This window comes from Streptococcus suis, assembly GCF_046032115.1.
GTDB lineage: Bacteria > Bacillota > Bacilli > Lactobacillales > Streptococcaceae > Streptococcus > Streptococcus suis_AJ.
Genome location: NZ_JARQOZ010000078.1, coordinates 1 through 1,261 on the forward strand (window position 1 = coordinate 1; position 1,261 = coordinate 1,261).

At 37.7% G+C, this 1,261-nt stretch carries 1 pseudogene; it reads right to left on the reverse strand.

What is annotated here, in order from left to right:
- Window positions 1–885 (reverse strand): annotated as a pseudogene (gene tet(O) / locus P7J36_RS11550) (tetracycline resistance ribosomal protection protein Tet(O)); the annotation flags it as partial.
- Window positions 886–1,261: the final 376 nt, after the last annotated feature.

Here is a 1,261-nt window from a genome sequence, read left to right on the forward strand (position 1 = left end):
ACACATCTCTGTGATTTTTATTTTCTCTTTTTCAGATATTTTAATAACATCCCTCAAATGCAATGTTCCGCTATATATACGCACATAAACAAAACGCCGCCTTTTCTCTGAATATTCAATCTTAAAAACCTGCCCGCATAGTTCAGATTGACCTTCAGGCGTTGATGAATAAAACTTACTGGCAATCACTTCTATAAGCTGCCGAATCCCCAGATTGTTTTTAGCACTTCCGTGATAAACGGGAAATAACGTTCCGTTTTGGAATCTCCTGTTTTCTTCCTGTTCCAGTTCTGACATTTTAAACGGTTTCCCTGACATATATTTCTCTAATAGTTCATCGTTTCCCATAATTACCGCATCCCACTGTTCCATATCGTCATTGTCCGTTACATTTATATGGGGATGCTGCCCAACCTTTTGCTTCACTATAATTTCCGAAGAAAGCTTTGCTTTCATTTCTTGATATACCATTGGCAAATCAATCCCCTCTTGGTCAATTTTATTGATGAAAAAAATTGTCGGAATCTTCATTGTCTGTAGTGCATGAAACAGTATACGGGTCTGTGCCTGTATGCCATCCTTTGCAGAAACTAATAATACTGCTCCGTCTAATACGGATAAAGAACGGTATACTTCCGCCAAAAAATCCATATGGCCTGGCGTATCTATAATGTTGACTTTTACATCCTCCCACTGAAAAGATGTCACTGCTGTCTGGATAGTGATTCCCCTTTGACGCTCCAAATTCATTGTATCTGTCCTTGTTGTGCCTTTATCTACGCTCCCTGGTTCTGCAATTGCACCACTGGTATACAATAAACTCTCCGTTAATGTTGTCTTTCCTGCGTCAACGTGAGCCAGAATGCCTAAGTTAATTATTTTCATGTGATTTTCCTCCTATCAACACCCAAAAAAGGGCATAAAAATACCCAGTGATAAATACTCCTATCACTGGGTAAATAACTCCAATAGCCCCAAAACACTTATATGTTTTCGGGCATATAAAATTACATGATAAAAGTATTCTTAAACTGGGTACAAAAAACTAAGCCCCATATTAAAAGTGAAACGGGACTGCTACTTTTTGTTCCCACTATCAAATTGACAGTTTATTTAAGAATACCTTGCCGCATATTTATTAACTCCTTGTATAATACTGAATCTAATTATATTCCTTAACCCTTTATTTGTCAAGCTGACAAACTAAAGCAGAAAAAGCGGCAGGATTTCCCCCTGCCACTAATCATCTGTTTATGCAAAA